This is a genomic window from Luteibacter sp. GL_149 (assembly GCF_057834065.1).
Map to the genome: position 1 here is coordinate 2,595,306 of NZ_CM174395.1, position 22,306 is coordinate 2,617,611.

Annotated in this window: 24 protein-coding genes; 9 read left to right on the forward strand and 15 right to left on the reverse strand. The window is 63.2% G+C overall.

Annotated elements, in window-relative coordinates:
- Positions 1 to 75 precede the first annotated feature (75 nt).
- The 3 genes from AC3IR3_RS11345 (at position 76) to AC3IR3_RS11355 (ending at position 4,280) form a co-directional block, all read left to right on the forward strand.
- Complete coding sequence (locus tag AC3IR3_RS11345; protein WP_489192165.1) at positions 76 to 1,020, forward strand: hypothetical protein; 945 nt, start codon at positions 76 to 78, stop codon at positions 1,018 to 1,020.
- 217 nt (positions 1,021 to 1,237) lie between these two features.
- Entirely contained in the window at positions 1,238 to 2,731 is a 1,494-nt protein-coding gene (locus AC3IR3_RS11350; RefSeq protein WP_489192167.1) for an APC family permease, read from the forward strand.
- A 100-nt stretch (positions 2,732 to 2,831) separates the two neighbouring features.
- Entirely contained in the window at positions 2,832 to 4,280 is a 1,449-nt protein-coding gene (locus AC3IR3_RS11355) for an amino acid permease (protein WP_489192169.1), read from the forward strand.
- 272 nt (positions 4,281 to 4,552) lie between these two features.
- On the opposite strand, the gene AC3IR3_RS11360 is transcribed toward AC3IR3_RS11355, so the two are convergent.
- Entirely contained in the window at positions 4,553 to 4,894 is a 342-nt protein-coding gene (locus AC3IR3_RS11360; protein WP_489192171.1) for a high-potential iron-sulfur protein, read from the reverse strand.
- A 171-nt stretch (positions 4,895 to 5,065) separates the two neighbouring features.
- On the opposite strand from AC3IR3_RS11360, the gene AC3IR3_RS11365 reads away from it, so the two are divergent.
- Genes AC3IR3_RS11365 through AC3IR3_RS11380 form a run of 4 tightly spaced genes read left to right on the forward strand, consistent with a single transcriptional unit; the run spans position 5,066 to position 8,026 of the window.
- Positions 5,066 to 5,710, forward strand: a complete 645-nt coding sequence (locus tag AC3IR3_RS11365) for a methylthioribulose 1-phosphate dehydratase (protein WP_489192173.1) — start codon at positions 5,066 to 5,068, stop codon at positions 5,708 to 5,710.
- Positions 5,707 to 6,279, forward strand: a complete 573-nt coding sequence (locus tag AC3IR3_RS11370) for a 1,2-dihydroxy-3-keto-5-methylthiopentene dioxygenase (protein ID WP_489192175.1) — start codon at positions 5,707 to 5,709, stop codon at positions 6,277 to 6,279. Before AC3IR3_RS11365 ends, AC3IR3_RS11370 begins: the two co-directional genes overlap by 4 nt.
- Before the next feature lie 51 nt (positions 6,280 to 6,330).
- Positions 6,331 to 7,017, forward strand: a complete 687-nt coding sequence (gene mtnC / locus AC3IR3_RS11375; RefSeq protein WP_489192177.1) for an acireductone synthase — start codon at positions 6,331 to 6,333, stop codon at positions 7,015 to 7,017.
- Positions 7,001 to 8,026, forward strand: a complete 1,026-nt coding sequence (locus AC3IR3_RS11380; protein WP_489192178.1) for a C13 family peptidase — start codon at positions 7,001 to 7,003, stop codon at positions 8,024 to 8,026. Before mtnC ends, AC3IR3_RS11380 begins: the two co-directional genes overlap by 17 nt.
- Before the next feature lie 188 nt (positions 8,027 to 8,214).
- Here the strand turns inward: AC3IR3_RS11380 and AC3IR3_RS11385 are convergent, their stop codons facing one another.
- From AC3IR3_RS11385 to AC3IR3_RS11395, 3 genes are all read right to left on the reverse strand, one after another.
- Complete coding sequence (locus AC3IR3_RS11385; RefSeq protein ID WP_489192180.1) at positions 8,215 to 9,009, reverse strand: amidohydrolase; 795 nt, start codon at positions 9,007 to 9,009, stop codon at positions 8,215 to 8,217.
- Entirely contained in the window at positions 8,997 to 10,142 is a 1,146-nt protein-coding gene (locus AC3IR3_RS11390) for a pyridoxal phosphate-dependent aminotransferase (RefSeq protein WP_489192182.1), read from the reverse strand. The genes AC3IR3_RS11385 and AC3IR3_RS11390 overlap by 13 nt, the downstream gene beginning before the upstream one ends.
- 78 nt (positions 10,143 to 10,220) lie before the next feature.
- Entirely contained in the window at positions 10,221 to 11,183 is a 963-nt protein-coding gene (locus tag AC3IR3_RS11395) for a LysR substrate-binding domain-containing protein (RefSeq protein ID WP_489192184.1), read from the reverse strand.
- A gap of 124 nt (positions 11,184 to 11,307) precedes the next feature.
- Between AC3IR3_RS11395 and AC3IR3_RS11400 the strand changes: the two genes are divergently transcribed.
- Positions 11,308 to 11,892: an FMN-dependent NADH-azoreductase gene (locus tag AC3IR3_RS11400; protein WP_489192186.1), complete on the forward strand. Its 585-nt coding sequence runs from the start codon at positions 11,308 to 11,310 to the stop codon at positions 11,890 to 11,892.
- 54 nt (positions 11,893 to 11,946) lie between these two features.
- Here AC3IR3_RS11400 and AC3IR3_RS11405 read toward each other — a convergent pair whose 3' ends face one another.
- The 11 genes from AC3IR3_RS11405 to AC3IR3_RS11455 all read right to left on the reverse strand — a co-directional run bounded on the left by AC3IR3_RS11405 (position 11,947) and on the right by AC3IR3_RS11455 (position 20,420).
- Positions 11,947 to 12,096: a hypothetical protein gene (locus AC3IR3_RS11405; protein ID WP_489192188.1), complete on the reverse strand. Its 150-nt coding sequence runs from the start codon at positions 12,094 to 12,096 to the stop codon at positions 11,947 to 11,949.
- A 240-nt stretch (positions 12,097 to 12,336) separates the two neighbouring features.
- Positions 12,337 to 13,170, reverse strand: a complete 834-nt coding sequence (locus tag AC3IR3_RS11410; RefSeq protein WP_489192190.1) for a ribonuclease H-like domain-containing protein — start codon at positions 13,168 to 13,170, stop codon at positions 12,337 to 12,339.
- Complete coding sequence (locus AC3IR3_RS11415) at positions 13,167 to 15,584, reverse strand: DEAD/DEAH box helicase (protein WP_489192191.1); 2,418 nt, start codon at positions 15,582 to 15,584, stop codon at positions 13,167 to 13,169. The genes AC3IR3_RS11410 and AC3IR3_RS11415 overlap by 4 nt, the downstream gene beginning before the upstream one ends.
- Positions 15,585 to 16,630: 1,046 nt before the next feature.
- A complete protein-coding gene (locus AC3IR3_RS11420; RefSeq protein WP_489192192.1) occupies positions 16,631 to 16,897 on the reverse strand; it encodes a DUF2845 domain-containing protein in 267 nt (88 codons plus the stop codon).
- A 23-nt stretch (positions 16,898 to 16,920) separates the two neighbouring features.
- The gene (locus tag AC3IR3_RS11425) at positions 16,921 to 17,160 is read right to left on the reverse strand and encodes a hypothetical protein (RefSeq protein ID WP_489192195.1); all 240 of its coding nucleotides are present in this window, start codon (positions 17,158 to 17,160) and stop codon (positions 16,921 to 16,923) included.
- Positions 17,161 to 17,217: 57 nt separating this feature from the next.
- Positions 17,218 to 17,628, reverse strand: a complete 411-nt coding sequence (locus tag AC3IR3_RS11430; RefSeq protein WP_489192197.1) for a hypothetical protein — start codon at positions 17,626 to 17,628, stop codon at positions 17,218 to 17,220.
- 75 nt (positions 17,629 to 17,703) lie between these two features.
- The gene (locus AC3IR3_RS11435; protein WP_489192199.1) at positions 17,704 to 17,919 is read right to left on the reverse strand and encodes a hypothetical protein; all 216 of its coding nucleotides are present in this window, start codon (positions 17,917 to 17,919) and stop codon (positions 17,704 to 17,706) included.
- Positions 17,920 to 18,005: 86 nt separating this feature from the next.
- Complete coding sequence (locus AC3IR3_RS11440) at positions 18,006 to 18,329, reverse strand: hypothetical protein (RefSeq protein WP_489192200.1); 324 nt, start codon at positions 18,327 to 18,329, stop codon at positions 18,006 to 18,008.
- 68 nt (positions 18,330 to 18,397) lie between these two features.
- Positions 18,398 to 19,228, reverse strand: a complete 831-nt coding sequence (locus AC3IR3_RS11445; RefSeq protein WP_489192202.1) for a hypothetical protein — start codon at positions 19,226 to 19,228, stop codon at positions 18,398 to 18,400.
- A gap of 83 nt (positions 19,229 to 19,311) precedes the next feature.
- Positions 19,312 to 19,653 carry a hypothetical protein gene (locus AC3IR3_RS11450; protein WP_132144952.1) on the reverse strand — a complete coding sequence of 114 codons (342 nt, stop codon included), beginning with the start codon at positions 19,651 to 19,653 and terminating at the stop codon, positions 19,312 to 19,314.
- Between the two features lie 41 nt (positions 19,654 to 19,694).
- A complete protein-coding gene (locus AC3IR3_RS11455; RefSeq protein WP_489192204.1) occupies positions 19,695 to 20,420 on the reverse strand; it encodes a murein L,D-transpeptidase catalytic domain family protein in 726 nt (241 codons plus the stop codon).
- 134 nt (positions 20,421 to 20,554) lie between these two features.
- On the opposite strand from AC3IR3_RS11455, the gene AC3IR3_RS11460 reads away from it, so the two are divergent.
- Positions 20,555 to 22,288 carry a L,D-transpeptidase family protein gene (locus AC3IR3_RS11460; protein WP_489192205.1) on the forward strand — a complete coding sequence of 578 codons (1,734 nt, stop codon included), beginning with the start codon at positions 20,555 to 20,557 and terminating at the stop codon, positions 22,286 to 22,288.
- Positions 22,289 to 22,306 lie beyond the last annotated feature (18 nt).

Consider the following 22,306-nt stretch of genomic DNA (forward strand, 5'->3'; position numbering starts at 1 on the left):
CATGCGCACGATGCGCACCCTTTTCGCAGCATGCGCTGCATACGTAGGGAAACGTCGATGTACCCAAAGAAGTACTTGCCTGCCCTTCTCCTGATGGCCTTGCCCATGAGCGCCGCTGCGGAACATTCGCTGGATGGCGTCAATTTCACCGGCCCACTCATTACGCCGAATCCCAACGCGCTGCCCGTGGGCGTGTTCAACATCGAGCCCTATCTGATCCACACGAAAACCACCGGTCTATACGACTCACGCGGCGACCGGCACCGTACGGATTCGTCCACGCGCCAGTGGCAGGTCGCACTGCCCATCAGTTATGGCGTCAGCGAGCGCCTGACCGCGCAGGTCACGCTGAATGCGGTACACGCATACACCGACGGCCGCCACAGCAACGGAACGCGTATGGGCGATACGTCCCTGCGCTTCAGCTATCTGTTGCAGGCACCGAACGCCGACGGCACGCGCCCTGCATTCGCCGTCGCGGTCGCCCATCGCTTCCCGACCGGCGCCTACCACCGACTCGATACCAACCCGCTCAATGGCACGGGCAGCGGCGCGCAGCGCAGCACGCTTTCGTTCCTGGGCCAGCAGGTGGTCTGGATGCCCAACGGACGCCCGCTTCGCTGGCGGGCCAATGTGAGCTGGAGCCCGGTACCGCCGAAGGTCGACGTCAACGGAACCAGCGTCTATGGCACGGAAACGGATTTCCGCGGAAGGGCACGGCCGGGTCACTCGCTTTCCGCATCGGCGGCCGTCGAATACAGCGTCGACTCTCGCTGGGTACTGGTGATGGAAGCGGCCTGGAGCCATGCCGGCGCAACCAGCGTTACCGGGCAGCGCATGCCCGGACTGGCCGCGGAAAGCTTCCGTTCTCCGATCCAGTCGGACTGGAGCCTCGCGCCAGCCGTCGAATATCACATCAGCCCGACGATCGGAATCATCGCAGGCGTGCAATTCAACGTCGCCGGACGCAACACCGCCAGCTACGTCAGCCCGCAGGCTGCCGTGAACATGGTCTTCTGATGATGACATCCAGCACATTTCGCAACCGCCGCAAGTCATGGTCGGCGCCTCCGATTGCAAGCCCGCAGGCCTTGTGTCTGCCCGCATTGCAGCTTGTACCGTCGCGCCCCGCTAGGCTATGGTGCCCCGTCAACGCCTCCGGGCTTGGGCGAGCCGGCCGTGGCGTGCGTTACGGTCTTAATAAGAAAAGGCAACAACACGGCTGTAGGGGAGTAACATGCTGAAAAACTTATTCGCGACGCATCCTATCGAGGCCGCGCCGCACGTCGATGCGGGCGAACACATCGAGACGGGCGCACACAGCGGCAACGGCGAACTAAAACGCGTCCTTACCGCACGCCACCTTGTCATGCTAGGCATCGGTGCCGTCATCGGTGCGGGTATCTTCGTCATCACCGGTCAGGCTGCCGCCCTGCACGCCGGTCCCGCCCTTGTCATCAGCTTCATCATCGCAGGCTTTGCGTGCGCACTCGCCGGCCTCTGCTATGCGGAGTTCGCGGCAATGCTCCCGGTATCGGGCAGCGCGTATTCGTACTCTTACGCCACGCTCGGCGAATTCGTCGCCTGGTTCGTCGGCTGGAACCTCGTGCTCGAATACCTGTTCGCGGCGGCGACCGTCGCCGCAGGCTGGTCGGGGTATTTCAACGAGATGCTCGGTATGATCGGACATATGGCGGGAACGGATCTGTCCCTACCCATTCAGCTTGCATCGGCGCCGTTCAAGTTCGTCGAAGGCCACATCCAGGCCACCGGCACAATCATCAACCTGCCGGCCGTTGTCATCATCGCGGCGCTCAGCGGCCTGTGCTATGTCGGCATCACGCAGTCGGCCTTCGTGAACTCGATCATCGTCGCGATCAAGGTCACCGTTATCCTGCTGTTCCTCGCCTTCGCGATCCAGGTGATCAATCCCAGCAACTGGCATCCGTTCATCCCGCCCAACGAGGGTGAGGGTACGTTCGGCTGGAGCGGCATCTTCCGTGCGGCGACCATCGTGTTCTTCTCCTACGTCGGTTTCGACGCGGTCTCCACCGCGGCGGGCGAAGCGAAGAATCCGCAGCGCGATATGCCGATCGGCATTCTGGGTTCGCTGGCGGTCTGCACGGTGCTGTACATCGCCGTGGCCCTGGTACTCACCGGCATCGCTCCGTTCCGCATGCTCAATACACCCGAGCCGGTTGCTACGGCACTGGGTCTGTATCCGCAGCTGTCGTGGCTGAAGGCTATCGTGGTGCTCGGTGCGATCACGGGTCTCAGCTCGGTCATCCTCGTCATGCTGATGGGTCTTCCGCGCATCTTCTTCTCGATGGCCAAAGACGGCCTGCTGCCCCCGGCCATGGGCAAGGTGCATCAGAAGTTCCGTACGCCTTACATCGGCACCATCATCGTCGGCGTCGCCGCCGCGGCCATGGCTGGCCTGTTCCCGGTCAGCGTGCTCGGCGAACTGGTCTCGATGGGTACGCTGCTGGCTTTCGCCACGGTGTGCGTCGGCGTGCTGATCCTGCGTTACACCCGTCCGGACCTGAAGCGCAGCTTCCGCGTACCGTTCGTGTGGCCGATCTGCGTCATCGGTGCCCTCGCCTGCGTCTACCTGTTCTGGCAGGCGTTCGAAGAGCACTGGCGCCTGATGCTGGGCTGGATCGTCATCGGCCAGATCATCTACTTCGGTTACGGCTACACCCACAGCAAGCTACGCAAGCACAACGCGTAAGCGGCAGACAAGGAAGGGCCGGCATACGTGCCGGCCCTTCTCATTCCGGATCCGCGTTTTGCGGCTATCCTCGTCACGTTCATCATTATCCGGGCTATCCATGCTCCAGCAGTTACTCGCCAAGAAAGCTCCCCAGGCCGAACCCGACGACGCGCACGGTCCAGCGCTTCGCCGCACACTAGGCCCCTGGGGCCTCACCGCGCTTGGCATCGGCGCCGTCATCGGCGGTGGCATCTTCGTCATCACCGGCGTTGCCGCCGCGGATCACGCCGGTCCCGCGATCATTCTTTCCTTCATTCTGGCGGCGATCTGCAGCACGTTCACAGCACTGTGCTATGCCGAGTTCGCCTCGATGATCCCCGTTTCGGGCAGCGCCTATTCCTACGCTTATGCCACGCTGGGCGAAGGTGCCGCTTGGTTCATCGGCTGGAACCTCGTACTCGAATACGGCGTATCGGCTTCGGCGGTCGCGGTCAGCTGGACGGGTTACTTCGTCAGCCTGCTCGACCATGTAGGCATCCACATCCCACCCTTCCTGACCAACGCGCCACTGGACTATGTCGACGGGCACCTCGTCGCTACCGGCGCCTTGTTCAATCTGCCGGCGGTAGGCATCGTTCTGGCGCTGACCTGGCTCTGCTACGTCGGTATCCGCGAGTCCACCGGCATCAATATGGCCATGGTGCTGCTGAAGGTCGCGCTCATCGTCATCGTCATCATCGTCGGCGCACGCCACATCGATACCAGCAACTGGCATCCGTTCATTCCCGAAAGCCAGGGCGGCGACAAGTACGGCTGGCACGGTGTGCTGCGCGGCGCCGCCATGGTGTTCTTCGCCTATATCGGTTTCGAAGCGACATCCACGGCAGCGCAGGAGTCGAAAAATCCGCAGCGCGACATGCCCATCGGTACGCTCGCCTCGCTCGGTATCTGCACGATCCTCTACATCGCCATGGCGGCGGTGCTCACCGGCCTCACGCCGTACGGCCAACTCGGCACCGCCGAGCCCGTCGTCACCGCCATCCGCAGCCATGCGGAACTCGGCTGGCTTCGCGGTGTGGTTGAAGTCGGCGCGTTGATCGGCCTGTCGTCCGTCGTGCTGGTCATGATCATCGCGCAGCCGCGCATCTTCATGATCATGGGACGCGACGGTCTGCTGCCGAAGGTCTTCACCACCATTCATCCGAAGTACCGCACGCCGCACATCAATACCGTCATCACCGGTCTCGGCATCGCATTGCTCGCGGCGGTGTTCCCGCTCAACGTGCTTGGCGACCTGACGTCGATGGGCACGCTCATCGCGTTCTGCGCGGTGTGCGCCGGCGTGCTGATCCTGCGCAAAACGGCACCCGATCTTCCACGCACATTTCGCGTTCCCTGGGCTCCCGTGGTGTGCATCGCGGGCATCCTCAGCTGCATCGCACTGCTCTTTACGATGAGCTGGTACAACTGGACGCTGATGGCGGTCTGGACCGTGCTCGGTATGGCTCTGTACATGGGCTATGGCTGGAAGCACAGCCGCCTGCGCCGGGGTAACAGCAAGCTCTGAATGGCAGCAGGTTAATGATGCAAGTGCATGAATATAAATGCATTCACATTCATGAATCATAGTCATTTAGCTGCCATTGGCCGGTCACGTCCCGGGAGGAGTATCATCCCGGTTCCGCGGGTTTTACTTGGCAGTGGGCCCCGGATTGCCGCCCAACGCGTCAGGCGGGTCAGCTCCTCGGCCTGGCGCGCTTGGGCAGCATTTTCTGCCCGTACTTTCTTACGGGCAAAGAAAAGGCCGGCCTGTGGCCGGCCTTCTGGTTTGAGGCGAACTCAGACTGCCGCTTTCGCGGCGTGCGAGACGCACCAACCCTTAGCGGCAACCGCCTTCCCCGGGAACAGTTGACAGGGACCGAACGCGTCGCCTGCCTTGCCCTGATAGAAATTGCAGTTAGCGCAGGTGTCCCCGGCCTTATGCTTCGGATCGGTCGACGTACCGGCGTCCTCTACGTACTTCAGGGCCGCGGCGGTCGGGTCGCTGGTAGCGAGGTGAGGCAGATCGGCAGCGAGCGCCATACGCGGGACGACGCCCACCACGGCGGCAGCGGCCACGGTACCTGCGGCCACCTTGAGGAAGCGGCGCCGGCCCTCATTATTCTGATCGTGTTGCGACATAGGTAAACCTCCGTCGATGGTATGCCGGCCTGCTCACGCGGCCGGTCCGTCGCAAATCGTACGCCTGCCACGGGCAAGCCTGCGAGAATGGCTCGCATTCCCGATTTCGTCTGGCCAGACACCCACCAGCCCCATGTTATAGTCGGCCTCGTTTTGGACGTCCAAATAGTCATGTCGAAAGCCCATAACCCTATCGATCCGATCCTGTTCGCCGAGCGCGCCGACGCCATCGCGGATGCCGCGCGCGACCTGGCCGCCTTCGGCTGGACTCCAGCGACGAGTAGCAATTTTTCGATGCGGCTCAACGATGACCTGGCGGCGATCACGATCTCCGGGCGCGACAAGGGCCGACTCGGTCGCGACGACATCATGACCGTCGACATGGACGGACTGCCCGTCGGTACGGAGGCGCGACCGTCCGCGGAAACCGCCCTGCACACACAGATCTACCGCCGTTATCCGGATGCCAACGCCGTGCTGCATACGCATTCGCGCACGCAGAGCGTCGCCTCCAGACTGTTCGCCGAAAATGGCGTCGTTCGCCTGGAAGGCTGGGAACTGCAGAAAGCGATCGCGGGCTATACGACACACGAAAGCGTTCTCGATATCCCCGTCTTCCCGAACACCCAGCACATGCCCGAACTGGTTGCCCAGGTCGACGCATGGATCGACAGCGGCAAACCGCTCTACGCCTACCTGATCAACGGGCATGGCATCTATACCTGGGGCCGCGACATGCCCGAGACCCGCCGCCATCTCGAAGCCCTCGAATTCCTGCTGGGCTGCGAACTCGACCTACGGAGGCTTTCCCCATGAGCCGTTTGCGTATTTACGACGATACGAAACACGAAGCGCCCGTTGCCATCCATAACAGTCACGCCGATATCTCGGCGGCGCTCGGAAAGGTAGGCGTCCGTTTCGAACAATGGGCAGCCAGGCAACCGATCGAACCCGGCGCGACGCAGGACGAAGTCATCGAAGCCTATCGCGGCGACATCGAGCGCCTGATGAGCAGCGAGGGCTATCAGTCCGTCGACGTCATCAGCCTGAAACCCGATCACCCGGACCGGGCGACGTTGCGCCAGAAGTTCCTGAGCGAGCACACGCACAGCGAGGACGAAGTACGGTTCTTCGTGGCCGGCGCCGGCCAGTTCACACTGCACATCGACGACCGTGTTTACGAGGTGTTGTGCGAACAGGGCGACCTGATCGGCGTCCCCGACGGCACGCCGCACTGGTTCGACATGAGCGAATCGCCCTACTTCGTCGCCATTCGCCTTTTCACCAGCAAGGATGGCTGGGTCGCGACGTTCACCGGCGAGGACATCGCCGACCGCTTTCCCCGCATGACGCCGCACGCGTCTGCCGTCGCCGCCGTATCCTAGACGTCGACGCTCGTTTATCCTGCGGGTTCGTCCGACCCGCAGGCCCTCCCCATGTCAGAAATCCGCGTCATTCTTACCGATATCGAGGGCACCACCAGCTCGATCGACTTCGTGCGCGACACATTGTTCCCGTACGCCCGCAAGCGCCTGCCGGCCTTTGTGGAAACCCATGCCGACACGCCCGAGGTGCAGCACTGGCTGCATGAGGCGGCGAAAGAAGCCGGCATTGTCGAGGCGTCACGTCAGGAAATCATCGATCTGCTGCTTCGCTGGATCGACGAAGATCGCAAATCCACGGCGCTGAAAGCGCTGCAGGGCATGATCTGGCGGGAAGGCTACGAAAACGGGGAGTATCGTTCGCACATGTATCCGGAAGTCGCAAAGCGCATGCGCGAGTGGCGCGCCGACGGACTGCACCTGTACATCTATTCGTCCGGCTCGGTGGCGGCGCAGAAGCTGCTCTTCGGCTACAGCGAGAGCGGGGATCTGACGCCATTGCTGGCCGGCTATTTCGATACGGAAACCGGGCCGAAGCGCGAGACCGCGTCGTATGCCCGGATCGCCGAATCCATCGGCGAAAATCCCGATCACATCCTGTTCCTGTCGGACATCACCGCCGAACTCGACGCCGCCCGCGAAGCCGGCATGCGTACCACCTGGCTGGTTCGCCCCCCGCAGCCGCTACCAGCCGCCGCCGATCACACGCCCGTGGCGGACTTCGATGCCATCACGTTCTGAACGGGGCGCACGTCGCGCCATTCCGGTCCTTCTGGCTTTCGCCGCCGGCGTCCTTGTCATGCTGGCGGTCGCCCGGCTGAGTCCGGTGCCCGAGGTGCCCGTCCCGGAACGGACCGCAGTAGCCACGCCGGCGGCGACTGCGCCTGCCCCCGCCTCGACCTCACCCGAGACCGACGACGACACCGTCCAGACGGAGCAATGGCCCAGCGACGGCCCCACGCCCGAGCAGGTGATGACCGGCCAGCCGAGCGAGCTGCGTAAGGCGCTGGCCCACCTGGCGCCACGCGAGCCGGGCCATCCGAACGTCTACGCCATCGCGTTCGCGGCCGACGCCTCCGAAGATGTCTTCCGCAACGAAGCGGAATACCTCGACACCCTGATGACGCATCGCTTCGGAAGCGCCGCGCATACGCTCGTCCTGGAAAACCATCCCGACACGCTGTCCACACGGCCGCTGGCAAGCTGGACCAATCTCGAAGGCGCGCTCGACGGACTGGCCTCCGTGATGCATCCGGACGAGGACATCCTGCTGCTCTACCTGACCACGCATGGCGGCGACGATCATTCGCTGCTGGTGGACATGGACCCGTTACCGCTCGACCAGCTCGATCCCGACGGACTCGCCGACATCCTGGCCAAACATCGCTTCCGCTGGAAAGTAATCGTGGTCAACGCCTGCTATTCGGGCGGCTTCGTCCCGAAATTGCGCGGTCCCGGAACGCTGGTGCTCACGTCGGCACGCAGCGATCGCACCTCGTTCGGCTGCGGAGTCGATTCGGACATCACGTACTTCGGCCGCGCCTGGCTGGCCGACGGACTCAATGCGACGCCGGACTTCATCGAGGCATTCGGGCAGGCACGCACGGAGATCGCAGGCTGGGAGAAGCGCGACACACTCACGCCATCCGAACCGCAGATCGACACGGGTAGCGGCATCGCCGACCATCTTGCCGCCTGGCGCAAGGCAACGCATATCGGTCAAGCGGTGCCTTTCACCGCGGCGAAGTAACACCGGTCACCGCTTCCCCCCTCAACGTCGTCCCTGCGCAGGCAGGGACCCAGTGCGATGCATGGGGTTGTCGCGAGAACATCCGAACAGCTCCGCGCGGCCACGTAGGCACGACGACACGTTAGTCATGCCCTGCTTCACCGTTTCGTTGGCTTTCGCGCGCACGTGCGCTCCCACGGAGAGCGGCGTCAGCCGATCGTGAAGCGATCCGCATCCATCCATGCGGGGAAGCGCTCGCGATGAGCACGCAGCGGCGCCGGGTCGAGCGTCACCGTCACGACCTGCTCCTGCGGCCCCAGCTCGATCAACGGCTCGCCGACCGGATCGACGATGACGCTATCGCCGGCATAAGGAAGCTCGTTGCCGTCCGTTCCGACGCGATTGACGCCGACGACATAGGCCAGATTCTCGATGGCTCGCGCACGCAACAGCGTGCGCCAGGGTTGGCGACGCGGAGCGGGCCAGTTCGCGACGAAAATCGCAAGGTCGTAGTCCATGCCACCCTCGGCTTCCTCGCGTCGACCGTTGCGCAGCCATACGGGAAAACGCAGGTCGTAGCAGACCTGCGGCAGGATGCGCCAACCCTTCAGCTCGACGACCAGCCGATCGTTGCCGCCGCCATAGCGCGTATGTTCGCCGGCCATACGGAACAGATGACGCTTGTCGTAATACGACAGCGAACCATCCGGGCTGGCCCAGATCAGGCGGTTGTACACGGTCTCGCCTTCGCGAATGACGAGGCTACCCGTCAGCGTGGCGCCGACTTCCGCCGCCAGCGAACGCATCCAGGCAACACCCTCGCCATCCATCGTTTCGGCGTTGGCGAGCGTGTCGTTGGTGAAGCCGGAGAGGAAGGTCTCGGGCAGTACGAACAGATCGCTGGATACGGCACCGCGCACCAGTTGCCCGTAGTACTCGCGATTTGCTTTCGGGTCGTGCCAGCGCGTAGCGCCCTGCACAAGGGAGATGGTCAGAGCTTGCATAGGCGTTCCGCGGCGGCCTCCATGGTCGCATCGTTCTTCGCGAAGCATAGCCGGACCAGCCGGGTGTCGGGCGCCGTCTCGTAGAAGGGCGTCAGCGGAATCACTGCCACTCCGCCTTCGCGGACCAGATACTCGCTGAAATTGATATCGTCGATGTCGCGGATAGCCGTGTAGTCGACCAACTGGAAATAGCCACCGGGCACGTCGAGCAGCTTCAGGCGCGACGGTGCGAGCAACTCGCGAAACCGGTCGCGCTTGGCCTGATAGAAGGCCGGAAGCTCAAGATAATGCTCGGGGCTGGATTCCAGGAATTCCGCGAAAGCCCACTGCGCCGGACTGAACGTGCAGAACGTCAGGTACTGGTGCACTTTGCGGAATTCCGCGGTCAGTGCCTTCGGCGCGATGGCATAACCGACCTTCCAGCCCGTGCAATGGTAGGTCTTGCCGAACGACGACACGACAAAGCTGCGCGTGGCCAGTTCCGGATGACGAAGCACGCTCTGGTGTTCGGCACCGTCGAATACGATGTGCTCGTAGACCTCGTCGGAGAGCACGAGGATGCTCGTGTCGCGCACGATGGCGGCCAGCTCGTCGAGATCGGCGCGCGAAAGCACGGCACCCGACGGATTATGCGGCGAGTTGATCAGGATCATCCGCGTCTTCGGCGTGACCGCGTCGCGAACACGCTGCCAGTCGATACCGAATTCCGGCAACGTCAGCGGAATATGGACCGCCCGCGCTCCCTGCAGATCGATCGCGGGCTCGTAGCTGTCGTAACACGGGTCGAATACGATCACTTCGTCGCCAGCCCGCACCACGGCGGCAATCGCGGCGAACAATGCCTCGGTCGCGCCGGAAGTCACGGTCACTTCGGTATCGGGACTGACCCGATGACCGTAGAGCCGCTCGGTCTTCAGCGCGATCTGTTCACGCAGCTTCGGAATGCCGATGCCCGGCGCGTATTGGTTCTTACCCTCGGCCATGGCGCGGGTGATCGCATCGCGCAACGCTTCGGGTGGCTCGAAGTCGGGGAATCCCTGACCCAGGTTCACCGCCTTGTGCTCGAGCGCGAGCTGGCTCATGACGCTGAAAATCGTGGTGCCGACTTTCGGCAGCTTGGTATCGATCTGCATTGTGCCTTCACATTTGGACGGCCAAATGGCGCCCCCGTGCCGCCATGCTAGCACGAGGGCTTTCGGAGGCGAGAGGCCTCAGCGCAAGCCGCGCTTCTTCTTGGCGTTCTCGCATTCCTTGTGCTGGTCCATCTGCGCCTGCGGAAGACGGTCGGCGAGGAAATCCACGAAGCTGCGGATAGCCGGCAGCAGGCCACGGCGGCTGGGGTAGACGAAGTGCAACGTGCCCTGCGCGGTGCTGTATTCGGGAAGTACCCATTCGAGTTCGCCCGAGCCGATCAGCGGCGCACAGTAGTCTTCCGGCATCAACGCGACGCCGCAGCATTGCAGCGCCGCGCTCATCAGCACCGAGAAATCTCCGCTGATCAGACGCGTACGAACCTCCACGGCGGCCTTCTTTCCCTGGGAATCCACCAGTTCCCAGACCTGCGCACCTTCATGCTCGTACATCGAAAGCGCGGGCAGCGCGGCCAGGTCTTCCAGTGTCTTCGGGCGGCCATGGGTATCGAGGAACTTCGGACTGGCGACGAGCAGGTTGCGCGCGTAGCCAAAGCTGCGCAGGACCAGCGTCGCGTCGGAGTCGAGCTTCTCGCGAACGCGGATAGCGACATCGAAGCCTTCGCCGATCAGATCGACGCGGCGGTTGGTCGCCGTGAGGCGAACCTGCACCTTGGGGTGTTCGAGCATAAAGGCGGGCAACATCGGCCCCAGCACATGCTGGGCAAGCGACACCGGGCAACTGACCCGGACGACGCCGCGAGGCTCGGTTCGCAATTCGTCGACGGCGTCCTGCGCCGCCCTTGCCTCTTCCAGCACGGCGCGGCAATGCGCGTAGAAGCGCTCGCCGATCTCGGTGACCACGAAACGGCGGGTGGTGCGCTGGAGCAGGCGGACGCCCAGACGATCTTCCAGTTGGGCGATACGTTTGCTCAGCCGGGATTTCGGAATGCCGAGCGCCCTGCCCGCCGCCGAAAAACCGCCGTGCTCCACCACGGCCGCAAAGAAATACAGATCGTTCAGATCCTGCAGTGCCCCTTCCATCGCGATCCCATCGTTTCCCATTCAGAACGATCAGTCTACATCGGGCGGGCTAATCGTTGCATTGTCTGCCGAGTATCGTGCGTTGCCATACCGCCACGGCGGCCAGGCAACGAGGATTAACGTCATGAAACTTCTGCATATCGATTCCAGCGCTCTGGGTGTCCATTCCGTGTCGCGCGGCCTGACGGCGGCCGTTGTCGCGGAATTCAAGAACAACCACGCCGACCTTGAGGTCGTCTACCGCGACCTGGCCGCCGCGCCGCTGGCCCACTGGACGCCGGTCGCCGACGCCGCCGATCCCGCCTCCATCGAGGCCAATCGGGTCATGGACGAGTTCCTGGCCGCCGACGTCATCGTCCTCGGCGCCCCTATGTACAACTTCGGCATCCCCAGCACGCTGAAGGCATGGATCGACCGCATCGCCGTCGCCGGCAAGACATTCCGCTACACGGCAAACGGCCCTGAAGGCCTCGCCGGCGGCAAGCGTCTCATCGTCGCTTCGTCGCGTGGCGGTATTTACAGCCAGGGCACGCCAGCAGCGGGCCTGGATTTCCAGGAAAACTACCTGCGGGCCGTATTCGCCTTCCTCGGCATCAACGAAATCGAGTTCGTCCGTGCCGAAGGTGTGGCGATGAGCGCCGATCACAAGGACGTCGCGGTACAAGGCGCGCTGGCCGGCGTTGGCAGCTTGCTGCGCAAGGCGGCGTAATCTGCACAAGCGTCGATATGCTTGATCGACGCTTGCTTGTGCAGGAGCCGGACATCACGCCGACGATTGCTTGCCCGGCTTTTTCTTCGGCATATTCTGCGGCTCGGTCGCACCGCCCTCGCCCGGCAGCTTCGGCTTGCCGCGCGAGGGTTTCAGTTGTTCTTCCGGATAACCCGAGTTGGGCTGCTTGCCCTGGTCTTTCATGGTATCGCCTCGTGGAGTCATGACTTGATGCGTTGCTGGCACGCGGCGTGGCCGCATTCGCACTGACCGCTCATAGCCTGACTTTCCACGGCCAACCTGCAGGCTTCGCTGCAATATTCCTGTTCCGCCGGCACGCGACAATTGCATGCGTCGTGATCGCAGGGCTTGGTTTCCTCACTCATCGCCGAATGCCTCCAGCTGTTCAAAGAGGTCAGTGATCAAGATTGCGCGGCAACCCGTCTATTTTTCGTCATCGGCCCAGGCATGTGCCTTCACCAACAAGCCACCGAGACTGCGTACATCCTGAAGATTGTGCGCGGCGACGCGTTTGAGATCGGTCGACGGTCCGCCCCGCAGATAGGTCAGCCATGCACGCGGGGCTTCGGAGCCGGGCAGATCGTCTTCGCGAACGACATTCAGCAACTGGCGCTCCGCGGTCGCCATGCGACAGTTCGGCCATACGTGACGATAACGCCGCCGCATCGGGTGCAGCAGATCCACATGCGGCAGCCCGAGCAGCGGATTCGTCATCCGCGCCAGGCGATAGCGTGTGGCCAGCAAGGGGGCGTCGTAAGATTTTCCGTTGTAGCTGACCAGCACGGTCTCCTCGTCGAGCCACGCCGCGAATGTACGCAGCATCGCCGGTTCGGCACTCATCGCCGTGATGTAGAGCTGCCGCACGCGCAGGGTTTCACCGTGCCAGTCCGCCGCTCCGATCATGAAGGCGCGCGTGCCCGTACCACCGGCAAGACCCGTGGTTTCCGTGTCGAAATGCACGAAGCGATGGCGTGCGGCGGGCTCGATTTTTGCGAAGGACAGATCGAGTATGGCCGGCGCATCGGGCCACACGAAACGCTGCTCCAGATAACGCAGACCCGGCGCGAGTTCGTCGCCGGGAACATCGCGGCTCGCACTGCGTGTCGTCACGGGCAGGCCGAGCCGTTGCCGTACTCCGGCCATCCGGCGCAAAGCGTCGATGTCCGGTCGCGCAGGCACCGATGGGCGTACCGTCGACGTGACGGGTGCGCCGGCCTCGCGACGCAAGCTCGCCAAACGAAGCGCAAGTTCGCTCATGCGTTGGCACCGAGCAGACGAAGCACGCGTGCCGCGAGCATGCGAGGCGTTTCCTCGCGATGCTCGTCGGCGGCCAGCACCGGCCCGACGCACGCGGGACAGCCGGCCTTGCATTCGCAGCCGTCGACCGTAGCAAGCGCGAGCCGGATCAGCTCCGCCGCCCGATGGAACAACGGTTCGCTCAGGCCGACACCACCGGGAAAATTGTCGTAGAGATAAACAGTGGGCAGGAAACGCTCCAGCGTATCGATCCTGTCCAGTCCACCATCCGGCGCGCGAACCTGCCCACGGCCACTGGCATCGACATGGGCCGACCATTCGCCTTCGCCACTACCTACGGCTTTCTGCAGATCGCGCGCCTCGGCCATGACGGCAACGATGGCCGCGGTGTGCAACGCATACCCTGCGCCAAGAAATCCGTCCAGCGCCGCCTGGCGGGAAGGAAAAGCCTCGTCGAGCATCGCTTGCGGCAACTGCCACCATACCGCCGTGGTGTGCAATTCCTGATCGGGAAGATTCACCGGGCCGTAACCGATGTTTTCATGCGTGTAGTAACGGATCTTCTTGTACCCGGATACACGGCGGATCACATGGACCTCGCCATGCCGCGCACTTCCCTCGCCCGCTTTCGTGCCATCGAAACACTCCAGTTCCTTGAGCCTGGTGTAGTCGATGGCATCGGTGTAGTAGTCGACGTGCGTGCGCGTGCAATACGCCTTGCGCCCTTCCCAGTCGAGCCTTTCGATCTGGTAAGGCACGGACTGAACCATGTGGATCGCGCCTTCGTACAGCGTCAGGGCAGCTGCCGAATAGTCGACCTCGGCGATGATCGTCTGCCGTCCGCCGGTACGATCGACGACCACGAAGTTGCCATCGGCTACCGACCGCAGACTGACCGCTATGGCGGGATAGCTGTCGGCGATCCACTCCCAGCGGTCGCCTTCGCGGTGCAGCACCTCGCTTTCGGCCAGTACCTGCAGATACGGCCCGGCATCGACCGGCCCGAACGTATCGCCGCCCACGAAAGGCAGCTCGAACGCCGCGCAGCGGATGTGATCGAGCAGGATCAGCGGCTGATCGGGCTGGATACGCGCGTGCTCGGGACTCGCCTCCGTCAGAAAGGCCGGATGGCGCATCAGGTATTGGTCCAGCGGCGCACTGGTCGCCACCAGCACGCCCAGCGACGGCTGCTGGCGGCGTCCCGCACGACCGAAACGCTGCCAGGTTGCAGCGATCGAACCGGGATAACCGTTGAGCACCACCGCATCCAGGCTACCGATGTCGACACCCAGTTCCAGCGCCGAGGTGGATACGATGCCATCCACGTTGCCCGCACGCATCTCGCGCTCTACCTCGCGCCGCTCGGTCGGCAGATACCCCCCGCGATAGGCACGGATGCGCGCGGGCTTTCGCGGATCGTGGTCGAAAACATCTTTCAGATACTTCGTCAGCACCTCCACCATCAACCGCGACTGGGCGAACACCAGCGTCTTCAGCTTCGCCTTGATAGCGACGCGCGCGATGAGGTTCGTCTGGGAGCGGGCCGATGCGCGCAAACCCAGGTCGGGATTGATCACGGGCGGATTCCATAGCAGCACGTGCTTGTCGCCACTCGGTGCCCCGCTCTGTGCGATCGCGATCACATCGTCTTCGATCAGCGCCTGCGCATGCTCCGTCGCATTGCCGATGGTGGCCGAACACAGCACGAACTGCGGACGCACACCGTAAAACGCGCAGATGCGCCTGAGCCTGCGCAGCACGTTGGCCAGATGCGATCCGAACACGCCGCGATAGGTATGGATTTCATCGATAACCACATAGCGAAGATTCTCGAAGAACTGCGCCCATTTCGTGTGATGCGGCAGGATGGCCTGGTGCAACATGTCGGGATTGCTGACCACGATGTCGCCGTGCAGCCGGATCGCCTGTCGGGCATCGCCGGGCGTATCGCCATCGAATGTAAAAGCCTTCACGCCAAGGTCGCCGGCTCGGTTGATGTCGAGCAATTCGGCGACCTGATCCTGCGCAAGCGCCTTGGTCGGAAACAGGTAAAGCGCTTTTCCGCCGCTTTCCAGCACGGAGGCGATCACCGGCAACGTGTAGCAGAGTGTCTTGCCCGATGCCGTCGGCGTGGCCACCAGTACGTGCCGGCCGGCGCGCGCGGCGTCCCACGCTTGCCGCTGATGGCTGTACAGACGGTCGATGCCGCGCGAACGCAACGCGGTGGCCAGACTCTCGGGAAGGTCGTCGGGCAGCGGCACGAACGCGCCTTCCCTACCGAAGACGGTGAACGCGGATGCCACGCGATCGCCGTACTTGGCGGTAAGGCGACTGGCCAGCGCATGACCGTCGAGTGCCGTTCCGACGACAGCGTCGCCCTCGTCGGAACGTAGGGTGGAAAGGTAGGCAGCCACGGAGTGCGCTCGACGACAGACAGGGCTTCCGTTGTAGAGCCGCGTCGTCTCAGATCCTGCGACGCTTTGCGAGAACCAGGGACGCCCCAACAAAGTTCTTCGCGCACTGCGGGGACGATCTCGTGCGGCTCGTCGTTCTTTGGTCGAGGACAGTCGCCTCACGCTCATGGCTCGAGGAAGCCGCGACCGGGTTGGCCCTTGGGGCCTTCGGCGCCGTCCCTGCGGGAGCGGGCCGTAGCGCCCACTTCGCTACGTCAGTGGGTGATCGCGGCCCTCGGCTAAGGCGGCCCCAAGGACCAACCCGGCCACGGCACCGTCGACGGCGGTTTGCTGAGGACAGAGCGCGAGCCGAGCACGTGAGGGGGCGGGACCGGACGCGGTCACCACCGGTCCTGCGTCACGCGCGGCTTTCCCCCACGCGACCGCAACCTCCGGAAGAGCCGTCGGCCACCGCCCTCGACGCGACTTGCGGAACCGAGCGCGGCGGGCGGACAAGGCCCGAAGGGGGCGGACCCGGACGGTCCGCCGTTTTCGCTGAGGCAGGAGCCGAATCGAAAACCCCCGCCCGCCGCGCGGGCGCGACGGGGCGCAGCCATTAAAACACCAGCCGCGCAGCGGCTATCCCTTCCCGAGCGACGGTGGAGACGGAGCGTCGAGGGCGGTGGCCGACGGCTCTCCCCGCAACGTCCAAGCGCGACGGCGACCGCGATGGCGAAGCCGAGCCCTCCCCGACCATGCGTGAAGAACCAAAAAAAGCGGCGCCGTTTCGGGCGCCGTTAAAGGGGGGCAATCGAGGTTAACTGCCCACTGCCCGAGGTCTGCCGACCCCGATCAGGAGCACCTGTAGTGAAGCAGGTACGTGTCGTGCCGTCTGTAGGCGATGACCTACAAATCGATGATTTAGGCGTGAAAATGCCGCGATTGGTCGTGAACCCGTGAGTTGCGTGCGCACGTCGAACCGCACAGAAGCCCGATGGCGTCCTGTGTAGCGCAATCCGGGGGGCGGCCCGTCGCATACGCGTCACGGGCCGGTTGTCGCGGGGGTGTCAGGAATCGATTTCCAAGATCTTGTCGACGCGGCCGTTCCTGATAAAAATCTGCACTGTCTTATGGTCGACGTCGTAGTCGAGGCGGTCACCTTCGTAGCCACCGGCGGCCGCCTCGATGGGACGTGTGCGCGAGGGCTTGCCCGCCACCTGGTAAACCTTACCTTCCGAGTCGCCCACGGAAAGCACGCTGGAACCTATCCGGACCGTGCTTCCGGCGAAGGCGACACCGGCAACGCACAAAGCGAGCGCAAAGCTCGCTGCCATCCCTGCTTTCATCGCATACCTTTTCATCGAGTACGTTCCGATCTGGCGGTGTCCAGCCACTCGGCATGTTTGATACCACGCCCCATGGCGGCATCTACCGCACTGCGTTCATTTTCGAAATCGTCGAGGAGGGAGATCATCACGAAGTCCTTCGGACCGATATAGGCAGCGGGCTCGACGATGTAGGCCGACTTGTACACGCCAGCCGGCGTTTGCATGCTTCGCACTTCGACGCAGTAATGTCCAACGATCCGCCGATGCATGATTGCCTCCCCGTCCTTTGCGGCATAGTCCGAAGCCACGACACGGGTCACGGAATATCAGCCCGGAGCGTGCTTCTCAGCCGTCAGACTACCCCCGTCCGGCGAAATACGGAACACCCTGGTTTCGCCCGTGCCCAGCGTCGCGTCGGCGTCCACCCGGGGGGCGTCGCAGGCGCCGTGCGGCAGGAGGCTCAGCTTTCGGCTACCGGAGGGAAGGTGCAGCGTAAGTTGTTGACCGACCTCCATATCCGCGACCACCTTGTCGTCGACATAGATAGCGCTGGAGCACCCGGCTCCCCACAGGTCGTGGTCTCTTATAAGTGTCAGGGTCGCGTCGCCCTCGGTCGGGTCCTGATACTGATAGACCGTGCTGGACATCGCGTCGTGAATGTCGGTGTGACGCTGGTTTTGCGTGGCGCAGCCCGCGAGGGCGACTACCGCGAGAACGAGGGTATAGGCGGGACGCATGGCGCGCTCCTTGGCGGGGATGCCCCGAAGCATTGGGTGGACTATGTGCACGATCGGTGAAACCGGCCTGCCGACTTACTCTTCCATTCCGATCAGACGCTCGATGTCCTCGATGGCGAACTGCTTTGCCACGCGCACCCGCTCCCGCTGCCCCATCAGTCGGCAGGCCGGGCCAAGCTGTTTGCTTCGTCGCAGCCGTCCATCGCGACTGATCTGGTAACCGTCCGGTCCGTATTCCACGAGGTAGGTTGCCTGCTGCCCCTGCGAACGTCGGTATTGCGTCAGTTCCATATCGCCTCCCGATGAGACCGCTCACGGCCGCCCACGCATAGTTGCGGCCACAGCTGACCGCTTATCGAGACGCAGATCACAAAAAGCTAGGGTCCGATCGCCTCGAATGTCACGCGCGACGCGCTGAATTCGATCAGCGTATGCAGCGGAAATGCCTCGGCCACGCCGCTGACGCGACTGACGGCTTCCTGCAGGTCCGGGTCCTCGTCCATGGCCTCGATGCTCCTGACGGACGAGAGTTCGGCGATGACCAGTATGTGGCCAGCCTCGGTACGGGAAATATAGACATCCTTGCGGGTCATCAGCCCCTTTTCGCGGGCGATGTTCAGGGCTTCGCGGATCCGTTCCACGACGTCCTCCTCGCGGCTGCCCGCGAGCAGCCTGACGCCAATTACGAACGTACGCGCCATAGCCCCTTCCCCCAAAGGATCGACAAAGTGTGGTGATTCCCAACCGCACTGACAAGTAGCAATCGCGGTTAGCGGGACGGCCCCGCCGTTCGCGGCACGTAGCACCCCCACAGTTCGGGGTCGGTATCCCAGGGCGCGGTGACTTCCCGTTTATCCAGATAGAAACGGACGAGTCCCTCGAGTTTCTCGCGCTGACGGAACAGATAGCGCAATTCGGACCCGGTGTAACCCGGCATCGACATATCGACCGGTCCCGAAGGACGGCCGCCCGCGTGCGAACGGTCTGTCTTGTCGACAACGCGGCGCATGTCCAGGCCGTCGAGGGCGAAGTGCACGGTCGCCTGGCGCGCTCCCCGCCAGTGGATACCTTTGTCCTTGAGCAATTGTTCGAGCGCGAACTTGCTCATGTGCTTCGTGGCAAGCCAGGTACTGTTGGCGACGCTCCATGCGGGCGCGAACCGTTGGTTTCGCTCCGACGTCCGGATGGCCAGGTTCCGTATAAGTGGCGCAACGATCGAATACTTCGGATGGTCGAACAGGTCCATCAGGTAAACGCACGCGTAGAGCAACCTCGGATCCATCGAGGCCGGATCGTCCGCGTCGCGCATGCCCATGCGGCGATGCAGTTCGGCAAGCATCGTGGACTCGTCGTCCATGGTGATATTGCCCGCTCGTCGCAGACCGTATTCGACGATGTAACGGATACCGCTACGCGGGTCGGCGGCACTTCCCAGCATGCCGTTACACCGGCCAACGAAGCTGATATGCGGCAACGGCCCCATCGGAATGCAACACAGGACGTATCGATAGTGATGCGGAAAGGCGTAGCGGTTAATCGTCGCGCTCAGGCCGAAAATCATGTCCCCGTGCTCGGGGCGAAATTGCGTATCGAAGTGCACGATGGCGTTCCTTGCCCGTGGGGACTCGTTTAATAGACGAGAGGCGACCCGAAGGTCGCCTCTTCAGTCGGAAGCGCGGAGCTTCAGAGGCAGGAAATCGCTTCCTCGCGATAACGACCGTCATAGTCGCCCTTGCCCTTCTGGATTTCGTACATCACGACCTGTGCGCCGGCGCCGCTGGCCTTGACGTCGATGCGCTCATGGGCGCTGGACTTGCTGTCGTCGGCGGTGATGCGGCCTTCGTCGTCCTTGCTGTTGCCCTTGGCATTCGGCGTGATCGCCTGCCACTTCGGCTCGACGCACTGCACATACGCCTGGACACTCTTCGACGTATGGCTGCTGAGCTTGGGCAGGGTATCCGTCATGCCGCGCGTAGCACAGCCGGCAAGGGCGACACAGGCGGCGATCGCAAGAACGTGTTTCATGCTCGATTCCACGGTTAGGTTCCGCCGATTCTAACGCGAGATCAGATGCCGGTATCGCCTGCGTGCGTGGTTTCGACTTTCGCCAGCTGGCCGACCGGGCACTTATTGAGGAACGCGGAGGACGAAAGCCAGCGCCTGTCGGGGTAATAGGCGAACACCATCTGCCCGTCCTTCATCGCGTCGATCAGCTTGTGCGCGACAGCGACGCGAACCGCCGGGCAACCCCAGCTGCGACCGATGCGGCCCGCCGCCCTGGCCATGGATTCGCTGACGTAGGGTGCCCCATGAATAACGAGGGCACGATCGAGCGCGTGATCGTTCACACCGGGTTCCAACCCATCCATCCGCAGCGAATAGCCGTTCTTGCCCTCGTACGCCGACGACGTACGGAACAGGCCGATGCTGGAAGCGAGGCTTTCCGGCGCATTGGAAAAACGCGTCGAAAGCGCGTCGCCGCTATTGCGGCCGTGGGCCACCAGCTCCTGGAACAGAAGCTTTCGTTTGACGGTATCGAACACCCACAGCCGCGGTTCCGACGAAGGCTTCGAATAATCGATCACCGCGAGCTTCTCCGACGGGGCCATGCCCTGTCCCTGAGCGCATTCCGATGCCCGGACAGCGAGTCCGATCACCTTGGGATCAGCGGAGGGAGCGAGGCGGGCCAGCGCAGCGCCAAGGGAATCGGCGCGTGCGGAAGTGGCGAGGGCGAAGCAGGCGACCAAAGCCAGAGGCGCCAGAACGGCGAGCGAACGTTGGAATTCAATCATGCAACCGACCGGGGCAAACTCAGGAGGCATCCTAACGCGCCGATCATTTATCGACCACATTGTCGTCACGTCGCAGTCATTCATATATGTGAAGAACTGAGACAATGCACACGAATCACAGGAATTGATTGATCATGTCTATGGAAAACTTCGTGTCGCGCCGCATTGCCATCGCCATTCTCACAGCGGGTCTTGCCTTCACCGCCCACGCGCAGGTTCCCTCCTCCGCCAGTTCGGCAGCGGCGCCACCGCCGATCGTCGCACCCGCGGTCAGTTCGTCGGTTACCGCGGCACCCGCCTCGCCGGCAGCCGACGACCCCGTCGCACAGGCCATCTACGCGCGCATGCAGCAGATGACGCCGATCGGTGGCGGCCCGTTGCCGCGATCCGATGTCACGCTGGGGAAAGCCGTGGGCGATTTCTATGCGCAGAGGCATTACACCGCGGCGTGGACGGACAAAACGAATGTCGACCAGTTGCTGGCGGGACTCCGATCCATGGACAACGACGGTCTCAACCCCGAGGACTATTCGCTGTCGCAGCTGACGTCGCTGCGCGACGGACTCGATCCGGCCAGTGCCTCGCCGACGCAGAAATCGGAGTTCGATGTGCTGGCCACCACGGCTTACATCACGTCGCTGGTGCAGCTCGCGCGCGGCAAGGTCGATCCGGTCAGCCTCGATGCCACGTGGAATTTCGATCCCGTCGCCATCGATCCCCAGCAGGGGATGACCATGATCCAGACGGCTATCGAAGAGCGCAGCATCGACCAGGTCTACGCCATGGCCCGGCCGCAGAACGCGCTGTATGCAAGCCTTCGCGATGGTTTGACCCGGATGCGCGATATTGCCGCCAAAGGCGGCTGGCCCATTCTCACCGACGGTCCGGTGCTCAAATCCGGCATGACCGATGCGCGGGTCGATGCGCTGCGTACGCGTCTGGTAGCGGGTGGCTATCTCGATCCCACGCTCGCCACCGGCAACACCTTCGACAGCCCGCTGACCGATGCCGTCAAGCGCTTTCAGGCCGATCAGTACCTGGATGCGGACGGTAGCGTGGGCGCGAGTACCATTGCCGCACTGAACGTACCCGTCCAGCAGCGCATCGAGCAGATCCGCGTGAATCTCGAGCGAGCGCGCTGGCTGCTACACGAGCTTCAGGGTACCTTCGTCGTGGTCGACATCGCAGGCTACAAGATCAGCTTCTATCGCGACGGCAAGCCGGTATGGCGTTCACGCGTGCAGGTAGGCAAGCCCTATCGAAGCACGCCGATCTTCCGTTCGCAGATCACCTACATCACGTTCAATCCGACCTGGACCGTACCGCCGACAATTCTGAAGAACGACATACTGCCCAAGGTCCGCCAGAACCCGGCCTATCTCGCAAACAACCGCATCCGCGCGCTCAACGGCAGCGGTCAGGTGGTGCCCGTCTCCAGCGTCGACTGGAACAATCCGCGCGGGATCACCCTTCGTCAGGATGCCGGACCCGGCAACTCGCTGGGACGCGTCGTCATCCGGTTCCCGAACGCTTTCTCCGTCTACCTGCACGACACACCGCACCAGGAAATGTTCGCGCTGCAGAAACGCGACACCAGCTCCGGCTGCATCCGCGTGGAGAAACCTCTCGAACTGGTCCAGTTACTATTCAACAACGACACGAAGTGGAACCGCGCCGCCATCGACGACCGCATCGCCGCCGGCAAGACACAGAACGTGACCCTGCCGGCCTCCGTCCCCGTATTGCTGGCGTACTGGACGGTCGACATAGCCGACGACGGGCATATCGCGTTTAAGCCGGATGTCTACAGCCGGGATCAGCCGTTGCTGCAGGCGCTCGACCGTCCGCCACCGGTCAAATTGCCCTGAGTTCAGGGCAGCTCGCGA